The organism is Halobacillus salinarum (assembly GCF_022919095.1).
GTDB classification, from domain to species: Bacteria; Bacillota; Bacilli; order Bacillales; family Halobacillaceae; genus Halobacillus_B; species Halobacillus_B salinarum.
On the sequence record NZ_CP095073.1, the window covers coordinates 3,141,182 to 3,155,115 of the forward strand.

15 protein-coding genes and 1 pseudogene are annotated in these 13,934 nt (G+C 41.5%); 8 read left to right on the forward strand and 8 right to left on the reverse strand.

The genetic code is table 11. The features are described from left to right. Positions 1–63 precede the first annotated feature (63 nt). The 4 genes from MUN89_RS16250 (at position 64) to phnE (MUN89_RS16265) (ending at position 3,511) form a co-directional block, all read left to right on the forward strand. Positions 64–987 carry a phosphate/phosphite/phosphonate ABC transporter substrate-binding protein gene (locus MUN89_RS16250; protein WP_244708814.1) on the forward strand — a complete coding sequence of 308 codons (924 nt, stop codon included), beginning with the start codon at positions 64–66 and terminating at the stop codon, positions 985–987. Between the two features lie 100 nt (positions 988–1,087). Beyond that, positions 1,088–1,888, forward strand: coding sequence for a phosphonate ABC transporter ATP-binding protein (gene phnC / locus MUN89_RS16255; RefSeq protein ID WP_244708815.1), 801 nt, complete (start codon positions 1,088–1,090; stop codon positions 1,886–1,888). Next, positions 1,860–2,687, forward strand: a complete 828-nt coding sequence (phnE, locus tag MUN89_RS16260; protein WP_244708816.1) for a phosphonate ABC transporter, permease protein PhnE — start codon at positions 1,860–1,862, stop codon at positions 2,685–2,687. Before phnC ends, phnE (MUN89_RS16260) begins: the two co-directional genes overlap by 29 nt. Next, the gene (gene phnE / locus MUN89_RS16265) at positions 2,684–3,511 is read left to right on the forward strand and encodes a phosphonate ABC transporter, permease protein PhnE (RefSeq protein ID WP_244708817.1); all 828 of its coding nucleotides are present in this window, start codon (positions 2,684–2,686) and stop codon (positions 3,509–3,511) included. Before phnE (MUN89_RS16260) ends, phnE (MUN89_RS16265) begins: the two co-directional genes overlap by 4 nt. 165 nt (positions 3,512–3,676) lie before the next feature. On the opposite strand, the gene MUN89_RS16270 is transcribed toward phnE (MUN89_RS16265), so the two are convergent. The 3 genes from MUN89_RS16270 to MUN89_RS16280 form a co-directional block, all read right to left on the reverse strand. Beyond that, the gene (locus MUN89_RS16270; RefSeq protein ID WP_244708818.1) at positions 3,677–3,826 is read right to left on the reverse strand and encodes a hypothetical protein; all 150 of its coding nucleotides are present in this window, start codon (positions 3,824–3,826) and stop codon (positions 3,677–3,679) included. A gap of 62 nt (positions 3,827–3,888) precedes the next feature. Beyond that, the gene (locus tag MUN89_RS16275) at positions 3,889–4,311 is read right to left on the reverse strand and encodes a hypothetical protein (protein WP_244708819.1); all 423 of its coding nucleotides are present in this window, start codon (positions 4,309–4,311) and stop codon (positions 3,889–3,891) included. A 14-nt stretch (positions 4,312–4,325) separates the two neighbouring features. After that, positions 4,326–5,153 (reverse strand): DUF2785 domain-containing protein, encoded by an 828-nt coding sequence (locus MUN89_RS16280; RefSeq protein ID WP_244708820.1) that lies wholly within the window; start codon positions 5,151–5,153, stop codon positions 4,326–4,328. A gap of 129 nt (positions 5,154–5,282) precedes the next feature. Here MUN89_RS16280 and MUN89_RS16285 point away from each other — a divergent pair, with 129 nt between their 5' ends. Further along, a complete protein-coding gene (locus MUN89_RS16285) occupies positions 5,283–5,546 on the forward strand; it encodes a NifU N-terminal domain-containing protein (protein WP_244708821.1) in 264 nt (87 codons plus the stop codon). Between the two features lie 39 nt (positions 5,547–5,585). On the opposite strand, the gene MUN89_RS16290 is transcribed toward MUN89_RS16285, so the two are convergent. The 3 genes and pseudogenes from MUN89_RS16290 to MUN89_RS16300 all read right to left on the reverse strand — a co-directional run bounded on the left by MUN89_RS16290 (position 5,586) and on the right by MUN89_RS16300 (position 7,338). After that, on the reverse strand, positions 5,586–5,738 hold the full coding sequence (locus MUN89_RS16290; RefSeq protein WP_244708822.1) for a hypothetical protein: 153 nt from the start codon (positions 5,736–5,738) through the stop codon (positions 5,586–5,588). Next, positions 5,720–6,373 carry a BsuPI-related putative proteinase inhibitor gene (locus tag MUN89_RS16295; RefSeq protein WP_244708823.1) on the reverse strand — a complete coding sequence of 218 codons (654 nt, stop codon included), beginning with the start codon at positions 6,371–6,373 and terminating at the stop codon, positions 5,720–5,722. Before MUN89_RS16295 ends, MUN89_RS16290 begins: the two co-directional genes overlap by 19 nt. A gap of 117 nt (positions 6,374–6,490) precedes the next feature. Next, positions 6,491–7,338, reverse strand: a pseudogene (locus MUN89_RS16300) (YitT family protein). 184 nt (positions 7,339–7,522) lie between these two features. Here MUN89_RS16300 and MUN89_RS16305 point away from each other — a divergent pair. From MUN89_RS16305 to MUN89_RS16315, 3 genes are all read left to right on the forward strand, one after another. Beyond that, positions 7,523–8,383, forward strand: a complete 861-nt coding sequence (locus MUN89_RS16305; protein ID WP_244708824.1) for a DegV family protein — start codon at positions 7,523–7,525, stop codon at positions 8,381–8,383. An 85-nt stretch (positions 8,384–8,468) separates the two neighbouring features. Beyond that, positions 8,469–9,353 (forward strand): DUF4349 domain-containing protein, encoded by an 885-nt coding sequence (locus MUN89_RS16310; RefSeq protein WP_244708825.1) that lies wholly within the window; start codon positions 8,469–8,471, stop codon positions 9,351–9,353. 62 nt (positions 9,354–9,415) lie between these two features. Then, a complete protein-coding gene (locus MUN89_RS16315) occupies positions 9,416–10,276 on the forward strand; it encodes an SDR family oxidoreductase (protein WP_244708826.1) in 861 nt (286 codons plus the stop codon). A 26-nt stretch (positions 10,277–10,302) separates the two neighbouring features. Here the strand turns inward: MUN89_RS16315 and MUN89_RS16320 are convergent, their stop codons facing one another. Further along, complete coding sequence (locus MUN89_RS16320) at positions 10,303–11,793, reverse strand: alpha-amylase family glycosyl hydrolase (RefSeq protein WP_244708827.1); 1,491 nt, start codon at positions 11,791–11,793, stop codon at positions 10,303–10,305. Between the two features lie 128 nt (positions 11,794–11,921). After that, positions 11,922–13,766, reverse strand: coding sequence for an asparagine synthase (glutamine-hydrolyzing) (asnB, locus tag MUN89_RS16325; protein ID WP_244708828.1), 1,845 nt, complete (start codon positions 13,764–13,766; stop codon positions 11,922–11,924). Positions 13,767–13,934 lie beyond the last annotated feature (168 nt).

Sequence of the window (13,934 nt, forward strand, 5' to 3'; positions counted from 1 at the left end):
TCCATCTTCAATAATAGATTTTGTGTTACAAAATACATAGAAGTTGGATTAGGAGGAAAGTACGTGAAAAAGGTTTTATCTTTAGTCTTACTGCTTTGTTTTATATTTATGCTCGCTGCTTGTGGGTCGGAGGAAGGAGAAGCAGCAGAAACGAAGAACGATAAAGAAGCTTCTCCAGAAAAAATTGTAATGGGGTTTGTACCTTCCCAAGATTCCGATAAGATCGCGGATACGGTTAAGCCACTAGCTGACAAATTATCTGAGGAATTAGGCGTTCCCGTTGAAGGAAAAGTTATGAACAGCTATTCTGCCGTTGTTGAAGGAATGGGAAGCGGCCAGATCCAAATTGGATTTCTCCCTGCCTTCGCTTATGTACTTGCCGAAGAAAAATACGGCGTAAAAGTAGCACTAAAATCAGAGCGTTACGGTAGTGATAAATACCGAGCTCAATACGTGGTGCGTAAAGACTCCGGTATAAACTCCCTCGAAGATTTAGAAGGAAAAATATGGGCCATTCCTGATGTGACATCTACATCTGGATTTCTATTTCCGGCAAATGAGCTGATGGAGAAATTTGACGTAAAGGATGTTCAACAGGACTTTTTCTCCCAGACCATTTCGGCCGGCGGGCATGACAATGCTGTTGTAGCACTGCTGGATGGCAATGCCGATGTAGCGACTACCTTTGAAGATGCTCGTGAAGATCTCGTAAAAGAATATCCAAATGTTATGGAAGATACCAAAATCCTCGGCTACACAAAATGGATTCCTAACGACACGATTTCATTGATTCCTGACCTGAGCGATGACATGAAAGAAAAAATTACTAAAGCATTCCTCAGCTTTAACGATGATGATGAAATGATCAAAGTAATGAATGATGTATACAGCTGGGATGCTATTGTTGAAGCGAAGGACGAAGATTATCAAATCGTCCGCGATACTTACAAAAAGTTTAAAGACACCATTAATATCGATGACATGTAAAAATAAATGATTATCCCCTAAGTAATCATAAATAGCTTATGGACAAGGGAGAATGAAATTCTCCCTTTTTTTATACAAAAAACAGGGAGTGACCCACCTCATGATTGAATGCAGAGACTTGTCTCTTGTCTACCCAGACGGTACAGAGGGACTCAAAAACGTAAATATCACAATAAATGAAGCTGAATTCATTGTTATCGTAGGTCTTTCCGGCGCAGGAAAGTCCACATTAATAAGAAGTTTGAACAGACTAGTTACTCCTACTTCAGGAGGGCTCTATATTGACGGAGAAAATGTGCTTGTAAACAAAAGAATATCATTACGAAAACTCCGTAAGAAAGTGGGCATGATTTTTCAGCACCACAACCTGGTTCCGCGTCATACAGTTATGAAAAATGTACTTGCTGGAAGACTGGGCTATACTGGTACTTTGCCTTCCCTATTGAATTTATTCCCTAATGAAGACAGGGCTCTTGCTTATGAAAATTTAAAAAGGGTTTCGATCGAGGATAAATTATATACGCGTGCTGATCAGCTGAGTGGCGGACAGCAGCAAAGGGTATCCATCGCTCGTGTACTTACTCAGCAGCCTAAAGTTATTCTGGCTGATGAACCCGTGGCCAGTCTTGATCCCCCTACCTCCCATCAAGTCATGAATTATTTGAAGAAAATAAATAAAGAAGATGGGATTACAACCGTGGTAAACCTTCACTTTATCGATATGGCCATGGAGTATGCAGATCGAATTATTGGTATGCGTGCCGGAGAGATCGTTTATGACGGTCCGGCCGGCGAAGTAACGGAAAGTACGTTTGAAGACATTTATGGTCGTAAAATCAAAGATGATGATCTAAGGGGAGGACATGATATAAATGAACGCAACAAAGCTATTCTTTCCTAATTATGAAAAGACACCGCAAGCACCTGGTGTGATGTCCAGACGTAAAATGTGGATGAATCTCTCCATTGTAATGACCATCATCATTCTCTATTTTATTAGTTCTATCGAGACAAACGCCTCCCTGCTCCGATTTGATAGAAGCTTCTTTGATAATGTACTTCGTATGTTAAATCAAATGTGGCCGCCTGATATGGCTTATGCGCCTTCTGTTTGGCCAAAGCTTGCCGAAACCATTCATATGGCAGTTATTTCTACTCTGCTAGCCACTATTGTTTCTATCCCGCTTTCCCTGGTCGCAGCTCAAAATGTGATGACGAATAAATGGATCTACAATTTGTCAAAAACATTTTTAAACGTCCTGCGAACCATACCAGAGTTGATTCTTGCCGTCTTATTTGTGGGGCTGTTTGGGATTGGTGTATTTTCAGGCATATTAGCTCTTTTCATTTTTTCCCTGGGGATTTTAGCAAAACTGATGGCTGAAACGGTTGAGGCAATTGACACTGCTCAAATGGAGGCGATACAGGCAACTGGTGCTAATTCTTGGCAGGTGATTTGGTATGCTATAGTCCCTCAAGTATTGCCGCAGTTCGCTTCCTTTTCTCTTTACGTATTTGAAATTAATGTCCGGGCGTCCGTAGTGCTTGGCTTTGTTGGAGCAGGTGGGATCGGCCTGCTTATTCAACAGCAAATTAATTTTTTGAACTACCCCGCTGCAATGGCGGTTGTATTAATCGTGTTCCTTGTAGTATTAATGATTGATTTTATCAGTAATCGTCTAAGGGAGAGCTTGTTATGAACAGGACAATACTCGGCCTTCCGCCAAAAAAACCGATCCCAATGAAAACAATTTTGAACAAAACGTTTGCTGGTCTTCTTTTTGCCGTGATCGTAGGGTGGTCTATCTATGGAATTCATGACAGATTAAATCTGTCTAGAGTTTTTAGTGAGAGGACCATTGAGCGGGCTCAAACCGTTATCCCACAGTTGATACAGCTTAATGGCGAGCAATTCGGACGTATTATCCACCTAATCATTGAGACGTTATGCATTGCATTTACCGGTTCATTAATGGCTGCCGTGCTAGCTGTGCCTCTAGGGTTTTTAACAGCTAAAAACATGATGGGAACTACGTGGTACGGCAAAACAATCTTCGGCTTCTTCAAACTATGGTTAAATGCAACCCGCACTTTTCCTGAAATCCTGTTAGCTCTTATTTTTGTAGCTTCTATTGGACCTAATCCATTTGCTGGAGTGCTGGCAATCGCAATAGGATCAACTGGAATGCTGGGCAAACTGTATGGGGAAACGATTGAAACCGTTGATATGAAAGTAGTGGAAGCCATGGAAGCAAGCGGGGCAAATCGCATTCAAGTTCTCTTTTATGCAATTCTGCCGCAGGTGCTTCCTCAATTCATCAGCTACGCCATCTACCGGTTTGAAATTGATGTACGAGCCTCAACCATACTTGGAGTAATCGGGGCCGGCGGAATCGGTACACTGATCGTTATTTCTGCTGCCAACCGAAATTGGGGTGAGGTCGGTCTCATTATTCTATCGATCATTATCGTCGTCACTATTATCGACTATTTTAGTGCTTACACGAGGAAAAAATTACTTTAATTCCTTTTGAAAAATCAATTCAGCTTCGTTCTTTGTTAAGCTCACTTTGTAAATTTAACGGCTTGTGACAAAAATGTTTTAACAATGATAAAATCCGAATGAAGCTGAACTTTTATGATACGATTTCACCATCATTCGGATTTTTTGGCAGACGAACTTTAGAATCTATTTCCCGTAATTACTGACATCTATTTGATAAAGCGGGAGTCTGGCCGCTCCGACAGAAGCCTGCTCTTTGCACATGTCTTCAGGACGCTGCCCCGCGAAAAGCGGAGGGTATCTCCGAAGCAGTCTCCCAGAACCATCGATGGCCACGGAATTTCCCTATCCTTCAGAGTTCCTCCTTAGAGGAAACATTGCTAATTATGTTCCAGCACCTATTTTTTAAACGATATATTTAATACAAGGGCATACAGCACATGACCGGCAAGCCAGTAAAAAACAGCAGATAAGTTTGACAGCGAAGGAGTCTCTTTTGAAGCCAGCAGAGTTAAAGGCACGTAGGAAAAAGCAGCAAGACCTGCTAAAATACTGGCAGTCAGCCACTTGCTGCTCCGGACATCGATGTGTCGGGTTGTTATTACATAGACAAATAAAAAACCTATCCCCCAGGAAATCAGCAAATGGAAAAACCATTCCATAAACCATGGCCAGTTAATGCTTCCTAACCATGGAACAAAGTCTACATTCATCAGAAGAGTATAGACTTTGATCTTAGTCACGCTCTCTACGGCCAACAAAAATAGACCAAGTGTAATCCCAGAAGCTGTACCTGCCCATATCCCTTTAAGAACCATCATTTCCTCCAAAATTATTAGTAAGCTTCCTGCTTTCTAAGTTCCCGCAGCAGATTTTCCAAAACCTGTCTAAGCTCTCTGTAATCTCCTTCAAGCATCCGAAAATACAACGCTCTGAGAAAATGCTTGCTGTTGTTAATAATGATGTCTTCTTTAGGGTCATCCCAGCTTTTTCGCTGGTATATCAAAGTCTCCAACCATTTCACCCGGTCATCAGGCTCCATTTTTTTAAACATCGTAAGTACAGCAGTCACCATTCTTTCCTCTTCATCGAACAGATAGGGCTGGTCAATGAGAAATTGCTCTCGAATGACAGGCAGCATCCCTTCGACTTCCTGGGTCGTAATCTCTCTGCAAGAAGCAGTGCTATTTAAAGCATCTGCAGCATGAGCCATGGCATGGGCCCAGCCTTTTCCATCCACGTATCCTCTATGATCCGATTCCTGCTGCATATACTTTTTTAAATTTTCCCAAACGCGGTGCACTTCTTCTTCTTTTAAGAAAGGCGCGGTTCGATGCTGTTTTAGAATGGGAGGGATTAACAAGACCGAGAAGCTTCTTTTAAAAACAGCGTCTTCTTCTTTTTTTGAAGAACCAATTTTGTAAAACAAGTAATTTTTATTCAAGATCGATTGAAGTATGTTTTTAAGTTGATCACTGTTATAAGCACCATTGTCAATCAAGGCAGTGAAGATCGAATGAATAAGCTCATCACGAATCACAGGATCTACGGCTCCAATACGCTGCAGCATCATCGTTGTGAGTTCTTGTAGGTTGAATTGATCTGGAAGCTGATAATCATTGGTCTTGATGGATTGCAGCACCTCTTTTAATTTCGACTCCATAACATCCCTCCTAAAATATTGTACATTGTATCATACCTTAATAAATTTGATGTAAAGATAAAGCCTCCCGTTTAGAGTTCCATCATTTTCTGATAAAATAAGAATAGATGGACAAGAGGAGGATTTATTATGGCAATAAAAGTTGAAGAAACGCCGAACCCTAATGCGCGCAAATTCACCGCAGATTCTTTAATATTTCAAGGAGATGGCAGTGTTTCTGTGATGCCCGGGCAGACGAGCGAACATAAAATTATGAATGATCTTATGGAGTTTGATGAAGTGGACAATGTATTTGGCTTTCAGAACTTCATCACTATTAATAAACAGCCGAATGCAGACTGGGAAACACTGACTCCTAAAGTCGAAGGACTATTAACTGAATACGGATATTAAAAGCAAACAAAACAAAAGCGGCTGCGAAATGCAGCCGCTTCATTGTTGAGTATTTAGATTGTCTAGTTGAATATATTTCACATGTGATGGACTGCCATCTTTTGCACTTGCTTCATAGAGAGTCAATGTAAGCTCTCCATACTCAGGGAGCTTTTCTTTAGGAATGGTTATATTTATCCGGAATGCCCCCATTGAGGTGCCCCTGCTTCAGCTTGGACCGCTGTTGGTTCAATCTGTACATGATGCCCGTCTTCAACGGTGTACATGAAGCTTCCCTCAAATACCTTCGCCTTTCCTGTCACCGTATAGTTTCCGTTGTTTCCAGATACTTTAATATCTTTAAATGCCTGATTCGCTTCTGGGTCTTCAGGTTTTTGATCTTCAATAATAAATCTTTGAGTTGCTTGAAAAGGTTCGGCATCCAAAGGCTGATCGTTAATGGACGAGACTAAATAAGTGATGGTAACCGTATAATTCCCTGGGGTTTTAATGGCTTCCCACGTTTCTGAATTCTTTAATGATTCTTGGCTCGCAAGTTCCTCAGTCGTGAGCTGCTGAGTGAACATTTTATCGGCCGAATACGTGTACACCGATTCGCCATTGCTGTTCTCCACTTTTATTTCATACTGCTGACTGGAGTTAAAGCCAAGAATGACAGGCTTGTCTCCCTGATTTGTAAGTGAAAAATGAAATGCTGCCCGATCGGAAGAAGTATCCACGGTAGCGTCCAACGTCAACTGATTGATAAGTGCCTCCATGTTTTCTACAGATTCCTCACTTTGATTGCCAGTATCTGTACTAGCTTTTTCGTGTTCCTCTAAGTTCATACAACCACTCAAAAGAAACATCAGACTGGCCGTTGCTGCAACAATAACCCCCTCATCATCTCACTTCCTTTGTTTTTTATCTAAATAGACGTTTCTGCTAAGTAAAACGTTACTTATTTAATCATCTTTCCTAAAGAATCCGAATATTCCTGTCGTTTGGACAATATTTGTAAAGGCCGTCGGATCAACTTCGTTGATGATATGCTGAAGATCGTAGAGTTCATACCTGGTAATGACCATAATCAGCATATTTTTGTCCTGTTGTGTAAACGCACCACGTGCTGGAAGGGTAGTGATTCCACGAACCATTTGTGCATGAATCGCCTTTTCCAGCTCTGCTGCCTTTGTAGTAATGATCATGGCCGTAAGCTTCTCGTGGCGAGTGTGGATAGCGTCAATAACCCTCGTTGTTACATAAAGGGTAAGCAAAGTATATAGAGCATTCTCAGGTTCATATAATAATCCTGCAACTGCTATAATCACACTGTTGATCACCAAAAAATAAATACCGATCGGCCGGTCCTTCATGCGTGACAAGACCATGGCTACGATATCCAGACCGCCTGTGGAAGCACCCCATTTTAACGTAATACCGACCCCTATTCCCCGATTACTCCACCGAATACAGCGTTTAGAATAATATCTTCTGAAAGCTGCTGAACAGGGATAACTGTAAGGAAAAAAGTAGTAAAAGCAACTGAAAGGGCACTGTACACAGTAAAGCCTTTACCAACTTTATACCATCCTAAAATGGCCACAGGGATATTTAGTATAAATAAAATGAGTCCTGTACTTAGTCCAGGTATATGCAGAAAATCTTTAAAAATACTTGTCAGAAGCTGGGCTACCCCAGTAAATCCGCTTGCGTATACATTGGCTTCAATTAAAAATAGATTTAGAGCGATGGCATTTAATATCGCTCCAAAGACTACGATAACTATCCTTCTTAATTCGACGGAAAACATAGGAACCTCCTTCTTACTATTTTCACTTTTTATCCTTTTGTTCCATTTAAGAGTAAAACTTCTTTTTATCAGTTCCCAAAACTAACTTTAGATAATCAGCGAAAAAAAATCAATATGTTTTGACTAACTGGATACTTCAGCCTAAACTTATCGTAGATATAATCTATTTTAGGTGGTGGAGCCTATGGCTGTAAAAATATTATGCGATTCTGCGTCTGATTTATCGAAGGAAACTATACAAAAATATGATGTTGAAATGCTGCCTTTACGCGTAACGATTGACCAAAAAGAATTTGAAGATGGCAGAACCATCTCCCCTTTGGAAGTTTATAACTTCATGAGAGAAGGAAAAGCGCCCAAGACGTCACAAGTTGCCCCTGAATCCTTTCGAGAAGCCTTCTCCCGACTTGCCAGTCAAAACCAGCCTTTCGTGTATTTTGCTTTTTCTTCAGAGCTGTCAGGAACATATCAAACAGCTAAAATGGTCGAACAAGAAGTGAAAGAAGAGCATCCAGAAGCAAATTTCGAAGTTCTTGATACAAAAGCTGCCTCTTTAGGGTACGGATTAATTATTATGCGTATAGCAGAGCTTGCCGCCGATGGAGCCTCCTATGAAGAAATTATAGAAACGGGGAGCTACCACGCTGATCATATGGAACATATTTTTACCGTCGACGATTTAGAGTATTTATACAGAGGGGGTCGTGTAAGCAAAACGGCAGCCTTTGTCGGCACCCTTCTCAAAATCAAACCGCTTCTCCATATGGAAGAAGGCAGGCTTATTCCGTTGGAAAAAATACGCGGCTCGAAGAAAGTTTTTAAACGCATGATTGAACTAATGGAAGAACGAGGCGAAGATCTTAAAGGTCAGCGGATAGGAATCAGTCATGGAGATGCGCTGCACAGTGCTGAATACTTAGCAGACCTGATTCGTGAAAAGTTTGCAATTGAAGAAATCCATATTGAAATGGTAGGATCGGCCATTGGTTCTCATTCAGGTCCGGGGACGATTGCTCTTTTCTTTTTAAATAAACCTTTCAAATAGGAATACTAATTGCCGCCGGATAAGTCATTTTTCATGTAACGAAATCCCCCCTTTTACGACTATAAAGTAAAAAGGGGGTTATTTTATGACCACAAGAAAAAGATTACTCGTATTTCTCTCTTTACTATTCCTGCTTACTGCGTGCAGCAATAATGAAACAAACGGAGATTCCGGCAGTTCGGAAGCTGGCGATTCAGCCACTTTCAGCAGGGAGTCAGCAGCTCCTGAACGTGCACAAGACCATAAGATGGAAGGGGAATCAAAAGAAGCTGCTTCTCCAAACCAGGCTAAACTCATCTACCAATCCCAAGTGGATTTAGAAACCAAAAATTATGATCAATTTTATGAAGATCTGCAAAAAGAAATTAAAAAATACAAGGCACGGATCGTTAACATTAACTTGCACAAAGGAAACGAGGGGAACCGGAAAGGGAATTTAACCATCAGGGTCCCGCAAGAGCATTTCCAGAATTTTATGGATGGGATAGGATCATACAGCTCTGAAATCATTTCCAAGCAGACTTCTGCTCAAGACGTTACAGAGCAATATGTGGATTATAAATCACGCCTTGAAGCGAAGAAGAAAGTCGAGCAAAGGCTGCTGTCTTTTTTAGATGGTGCAAAGAAAACTGACGATTTAGTTGCTATTTCTAAAGACCTTGAAAGAGTCCAGGAAGAAATGGAAAGCTTGCAAGGGAAAATGAATTATTTGAATGATCAAAGTGAGTATTCTACGGTTAACCTTTCCTTTATCGAGACGAAGGTTGTGGTACCTGCCGTAAACAACCGAGATTTGAATACGTGGGAAAAGACGAAACAGGCTTTTAACAGTTCCATAAATGGTTTAACGAGTTTATTTTCAGCGGTTACTGTTTTTCTTTTAGGTTACTCCCCGATCCTGTTAATCATAGCTGCCTTAGCAGTTGTCATCTGGTTCATCGTTCGCAGAAAACGGCAGCATCCTTCATAATCGTGAGTAATTCACGTGAAGTGGGGCAAGCTTTTAACACATCTAAATAAAGGAGGAGACTTATGCCGCAGAAGCGCCCCATCAACCCGCCTCAGCATCAGAACCAGATGCCCGGAATTGAATCAGAAATGACCCCTTTACCAGAAGTCATTTCTTCGTCCTACAAAGGGAGTGGAAAATTACATCAAAAGGTCGCAGTTATTACAGGGGGAGATAGTGGAATTGGAAGATCTGCTGCAATCCACTTTGCCCGTGAAGGGGCTAATTTAGCGATTATTTACTTGAACGAGCACGAAGATGCGAATAAAACGAAACAAATGGTAGAAGAAGAAGGAAAGTCATGCCTCCTCTTACCAGGGGATATAGGGGACAACAAATTCTGCACTTCCAGTGCTCAGCAAATCATCGGGCAGTATGGTGCGATTGACATTCTGGTCAATAATGCTGCAGAACAACATCCTCAAACGAGCATCCTGAATATATCTAATGAACAGCTGGAAAGAACTTTTCGTACCAATATCTTCAGCTTCTTTTATATGACCAAAGCTTTGCTTCCACATATAAAGACTGGAGGATCAATCATTAATACCACTTCCATTACGGCTTACGCAGGAAGCAAGGATCTCATCGACTATTCCGCAACGAAAGGAGCCATTACCAGCTTTACCCGTTCCCTTTCCCAATCTTTAGCGGGACAAGGAATCAGAGTTAACGCTGTTGCTCCTGGGCCCGTCTGGACTCCTTTAATCCCGTCTACCTTTGATAAACAAAAGGTTGCAGAATTCGGCTCCAATGTACCGATGCAGCGGCCGGGTCAACCAAACGAGCTTGCCCCTGCCTATGTATTTCTTGCCAGCGAGGATTCTGCATACATGACCGGTCAGGTTCTTCATGTGAATGGCGGAGTTATTGTAAATGGATAAGAAAGCACCATTGATAACGGTGCTTTCTATTCTCTATCCTCTTTAGAGGATTTACTTTTTCTGCTTAACCACGCGACGGCAACGACAAATAATCCAAGTACACCACCTACAAAGCCAATAAACAGCCAGTTGTAGCCTTGATCATTTTCCACGACAAACACATCTGCCGTTTCTCGATCCATGCCTAGTTTATAACCGCCATCCTGGCTTTGACGGACAACTCCATCGAGCAGTAAACCTCTTAGCTGCTGCTGTTCAGGTAGATCCTGTATTGTTATTGCTCTCGTCTTCGTATCATTATTTATAGCTATAATCATCGTATTATTCTGGTAGGTTCTTTTAAATACAGCAAACCCTGAGTCATGGTAAAGTTGTTTAAAATCTCCTTTAGTGAGTGCGGGAAATTCCTGACGCATCGCATTTAATTTTTCCAATAACTTAGACAGATCTTCATTAGCTGCTTTAAAGTCCATCATTTTGGGTGCTTGATCTGCCCCTGGATCAAGCGGAACCTCTGTGCCATATGTAACTATTGGGAGGCCTGGAGCAGTAAATGTATAAGTAAGAGCAAGATTCAGCCTTGTTGCAGGATTTTTTTGATTGGTAACAGCCCTATGGGCAAATCTAAGTGTTTGAAGATTATCAATATAATTGGCCCACACGCTGCCTTTAATGTTTAGCTCCATGTTCCATACTTCATTCACGTCTTGGAGAGAGTTTCCTGCGTCAGAAAAAGCTTCAGATGCAGTCCGGTAGTATCCATCATGCAGTCTTGCACCTATCATATTTTCCGAATGGCTTAATAGAAAAAAGCCATTTTTAGTAGAATTCACATGACTTGCAAATACCTGGATAAATTCTGCGGGTATTTCCCCTTTTCGTTCAAGTTTAAAACCATCAACATTGGTATTCTTAATCCAATAGTCCGCAGCTTTAAACAAGTAGTTTTGAACTTCCTTATTATCCAAATTCAGTTCAGGCAGCCCTTTTAACCAGCTGTTATGTAGATGGTCATCTTCTCCCGCTGTAGAGGATTCTTTATACCAATTTTCCTTGTTAGAATCGTTCAGCCAAGGGTGCTCGTTCCCCGTAAAATTAACCGGGAATTCAAATATAACCTTCATGTTTCTTTTATGGGCTTCTTGAACCAAGCGTTCGGCATCTTTCATCGTTCCGAAATGCTCTTCTGTCTTCATAAAATCTTCTACCCAGAAACCGTGATACCCTCTTTTCTGATTATCCATAATAGGAGACAAACAGATTGAGGTAAACCCCATGTCCTTTATGTAATCCAGCTGCTCAATAACCCCTTGGAGATCTCCACCATGAAAAGCTTCGCCGTCTTTTATATTAATCCCTTGGTCGTTATGTGCAACTCCATTCATAAAACGATCCACCATAATATAATAAATGCTTTCGTCCTGCCAAGCTTGGTCTTCTTTTTCTGCTGCTCCTGCCGGATTGGCGAAAAAAAGAAGCAACGGGATACTGAGAAGTATAGTTCTAATCTTTCTCATCACCGCTCCTCCTTACTATTTAATTCTACGCTTCTAAGATTATCCTTTTCCCCCTCCAGCCGTCAAACAGAATCTTACTTATACATAATGATAACCCCGGTATTGGCTCATCCATACCGGGGCTTTTGTTATACTAATTGAATGTTATAGGTTTTGAGCCAGTAGTTCACTTGGCATAAATAGGCGATGAGCTGTGGACCTGTCATAAGCTGCCCAAACCATGGAGTATCAATCGAATTCCCTTTTGTTTCAGTAAGAAGTTTTACTTTTTTACGATCAAAAAGTTCAAATAACGGGGCATTGGAATCGGTAAGAATTTCTTCCATCCACTGGCACACCCCTTTTGTATAGTCAGGGTGAAAAGTCTTCGGATATGGATTCTTTTTACGGAACAAGACTTTATCAGGAAGTATTCCCCTTAATGCTTCCCTAAGCAGCCCCTTCTCTTGATTGTTATGGAATTTCATCTCCCAAGGAATATTCCAAGCATATTCTACAATTCGATGATCAGAAAAAGGCACCCTTACTTCAAGACTTGCTCCCATACTCATTCGGTCTTTCCTTTCCAGGAGTGTCTGCATAAACCAATTCATATTTAAGTAGCTCATATACCGGTGCTGTTTGACATCCTCACTGTCTCCTGGAAGCAGCGGTGTTTCATCTATGGTTTCCTGGTACCTTCTCAGCATGTGAGCTTCAATATCAAGTTGAGCTTCTACGTCATCCCTGATCAGTCCTGTTCTCTCTTTAAGCGAGCGTATCCATGGAAAACCCTGTCTTTCTTTATCTTCCTTGCGGTAAAACCATGGATAACCACCAAAAATTTCATCGGCGCACTCGCCAGATAAAGCTACTGTTACATGCTGCTTGATTTTGTCACAGAACCACAATAATGAAGAGTCGACATCAGCCATCCCTGGAAGATCACGAAGTTCGACCGATTTTTTTAACAGGGTTACCAGGACTTCAGGGCCTGCTGTCATTACGTGGTGCTGGGTCTTATTTTCTTTGCTGACTAACTGGATATATGATTCATCTCTGTCAGGCTGGAAAGCATTTGTTTTAAAAAACTTTTCCTGATCTTTATAGTCAATGGAGAAGGTTTCCAATGGTGCCATCTGATCTTGCTGATATTTGTTGGCAGCAATAGCCGTAATGGCACTTGAATCCACTCCTCCGGATAGAAAAGTGCCAAGCTTCACATCAGAAACGAGCTGCCGTTTGACAGCATCCAAAAAAAGCTGGCGAACGGCAGCCACCGTCTCCTCCCAAGTATCTTCATGAGGTTCACTCTTAACATTCCAGTATCGTTCTACCTTCAGCGTACCTCTTTCCCATAAAATTCTGTGCCCAGGTCTTAATTCCGAGAGATTATTAAAAATGCCATATCCAGCAGTTCGTGAAGGACCTAGAGCAAGAAGCTCCTCTATCCCCTCTTTATTAACTTTTGGTGCGACGTCAGGGTGGGCCAAAATAGCTTTCATTTCTGAAGCAAACATAAAGCCACCGTTATGTTCGCTGTAAAACAACGGCTTCACCCCAAGACGATCACGAGCTAAAAAGAGTCTTTGGCGTTTTTCCTCCCATATACTGAAGGCAAAGATTCCATTTAAATAATCGACGCAGTGTTTCCCCCACTGCATGTAGCTTACTAACACAACTTCCGTGTCGGAATGAGATTTGAACGTCCACCCTTTTGCTTTTAGAGCATCGCGAACCTCATCTGTATTGTAAAGTTCTCCATTATAGCAAAGCACAAAGCTTTCATTTCTTGCTTCTCTAATCATTGGCTGCTTACCGCCTTTTGGGTCCACAACAATGAGCCTCTGATGCCCGAAACAGGCAGGCCCCTTCAGCCATTTTTGGAAATCATCCGGCCCTCGATGACGGAGCGTAGCTGCCATATCATTAAGAATTTGATCCTTGACTGTATGTTTATCGTTTCGATCTATCCAACCTACAATTCCACACATAAGCCTCACCATCCCCTGTCACTTTATGTGAGCTGATACTGTGATGTTCAACACCAGGAAGAGAACTTCGCATGGGCAGTAATGAACCATCATAGCTGAGTATATGAAAGAAACATATAAAGTATGAAAAAATGATGCATTGACGGTTGACTTTATACATGAGAATGA

Bases quoted from the DNA above. Each gene is read 5' to 3' on its own strand.
- asnB (WP_244708828.1), bottom strand. From the start codon at position 13,766: ATGTGTGGAATTGTAGGTTGGATAGATCGAAACGATAAACATACAGTC.
- phnE (WP_244708816.1), top strand. From the start codon at position 1,860: ATGAACGCAACAAAGCTATTCTTTCCTAATTATGAAAAGACACCGCAA.
- MUN89_RS16290 (WP_244708822.1), bottom strand. From the start codon at position 5,738: ATGGGGGCATTCCGGATAAATATAACCATTCCTAAAGAAAAGCTCCCT.
- MUN89_RS16280 (WP_244708820.1), bottom strand. From the start codon at position 5,153: ATGGAGTCGAAATTAAAAGAGGTGCTGCAATCCATCAAGACCAATGAT.
- MUN89_RS16320 (WP_244708827.1), bottom strand. From the start codon at position 11,793: ATGAGAAAGATTAGAACTATACTTCTCAGTATCCCGTTGCTTCTTTTT.
- MUN89_RS16275 (WP_244708819.1), bottom strand. From the start codon at position 4,311: ATGATGGTTCTTAAAGGGATATGGGCAGGTACAGCTTCTGGGATTACA.
- MUN89_RS16295 (WP_244708823.1), bottom strand. From the start codon at position 6,373: ATGAACTTAGAGGAACACGAAAAAGCTAGTACAGATACTGGCAATCAA.
- phnC (WP_244708815.1), top strand. From the start codon at position 1,088: ATGATTGAATGCAGAGACTTGTCTCTTGTCTACCCAGACGGTACAGAG.
- MUN89_RS16310 (WP_244708825.1), top strand. From the start codon at position 8,469: ATGACCACAAGAAAAAGATTACTCGTATTTCTCTCTTTACTATTCCTG.
- MUN89_RS16315 (WP_244708826.1), top strand. From the start codon at position 9,416: ATGCCGCAGAAGCGCCCCATCAACCCGCCTCAGCATCAGAACCAGATG.
- phnE (WP_244708817.1), top strand. From the start codon at position 2,684: ATGAACAGGACAATACTCGGCCTTCCGCCAAAAAAACCGATCCCAATG.
- MUN89_RS16285 (WP_244708821.1), top strand. From the start codon at position 5,283: ATGGCAATAAAAGTTGAAGAAACGCCGAACCCTAATGCGCGCAAATTC.
- MUN89_RS16305 (WP_244708824.1), top strand. From the start codon at position 7,523: ATGGCTGTAAAAATATTATGCGATTCTGCGTCTGATTTATCGAAGGAA.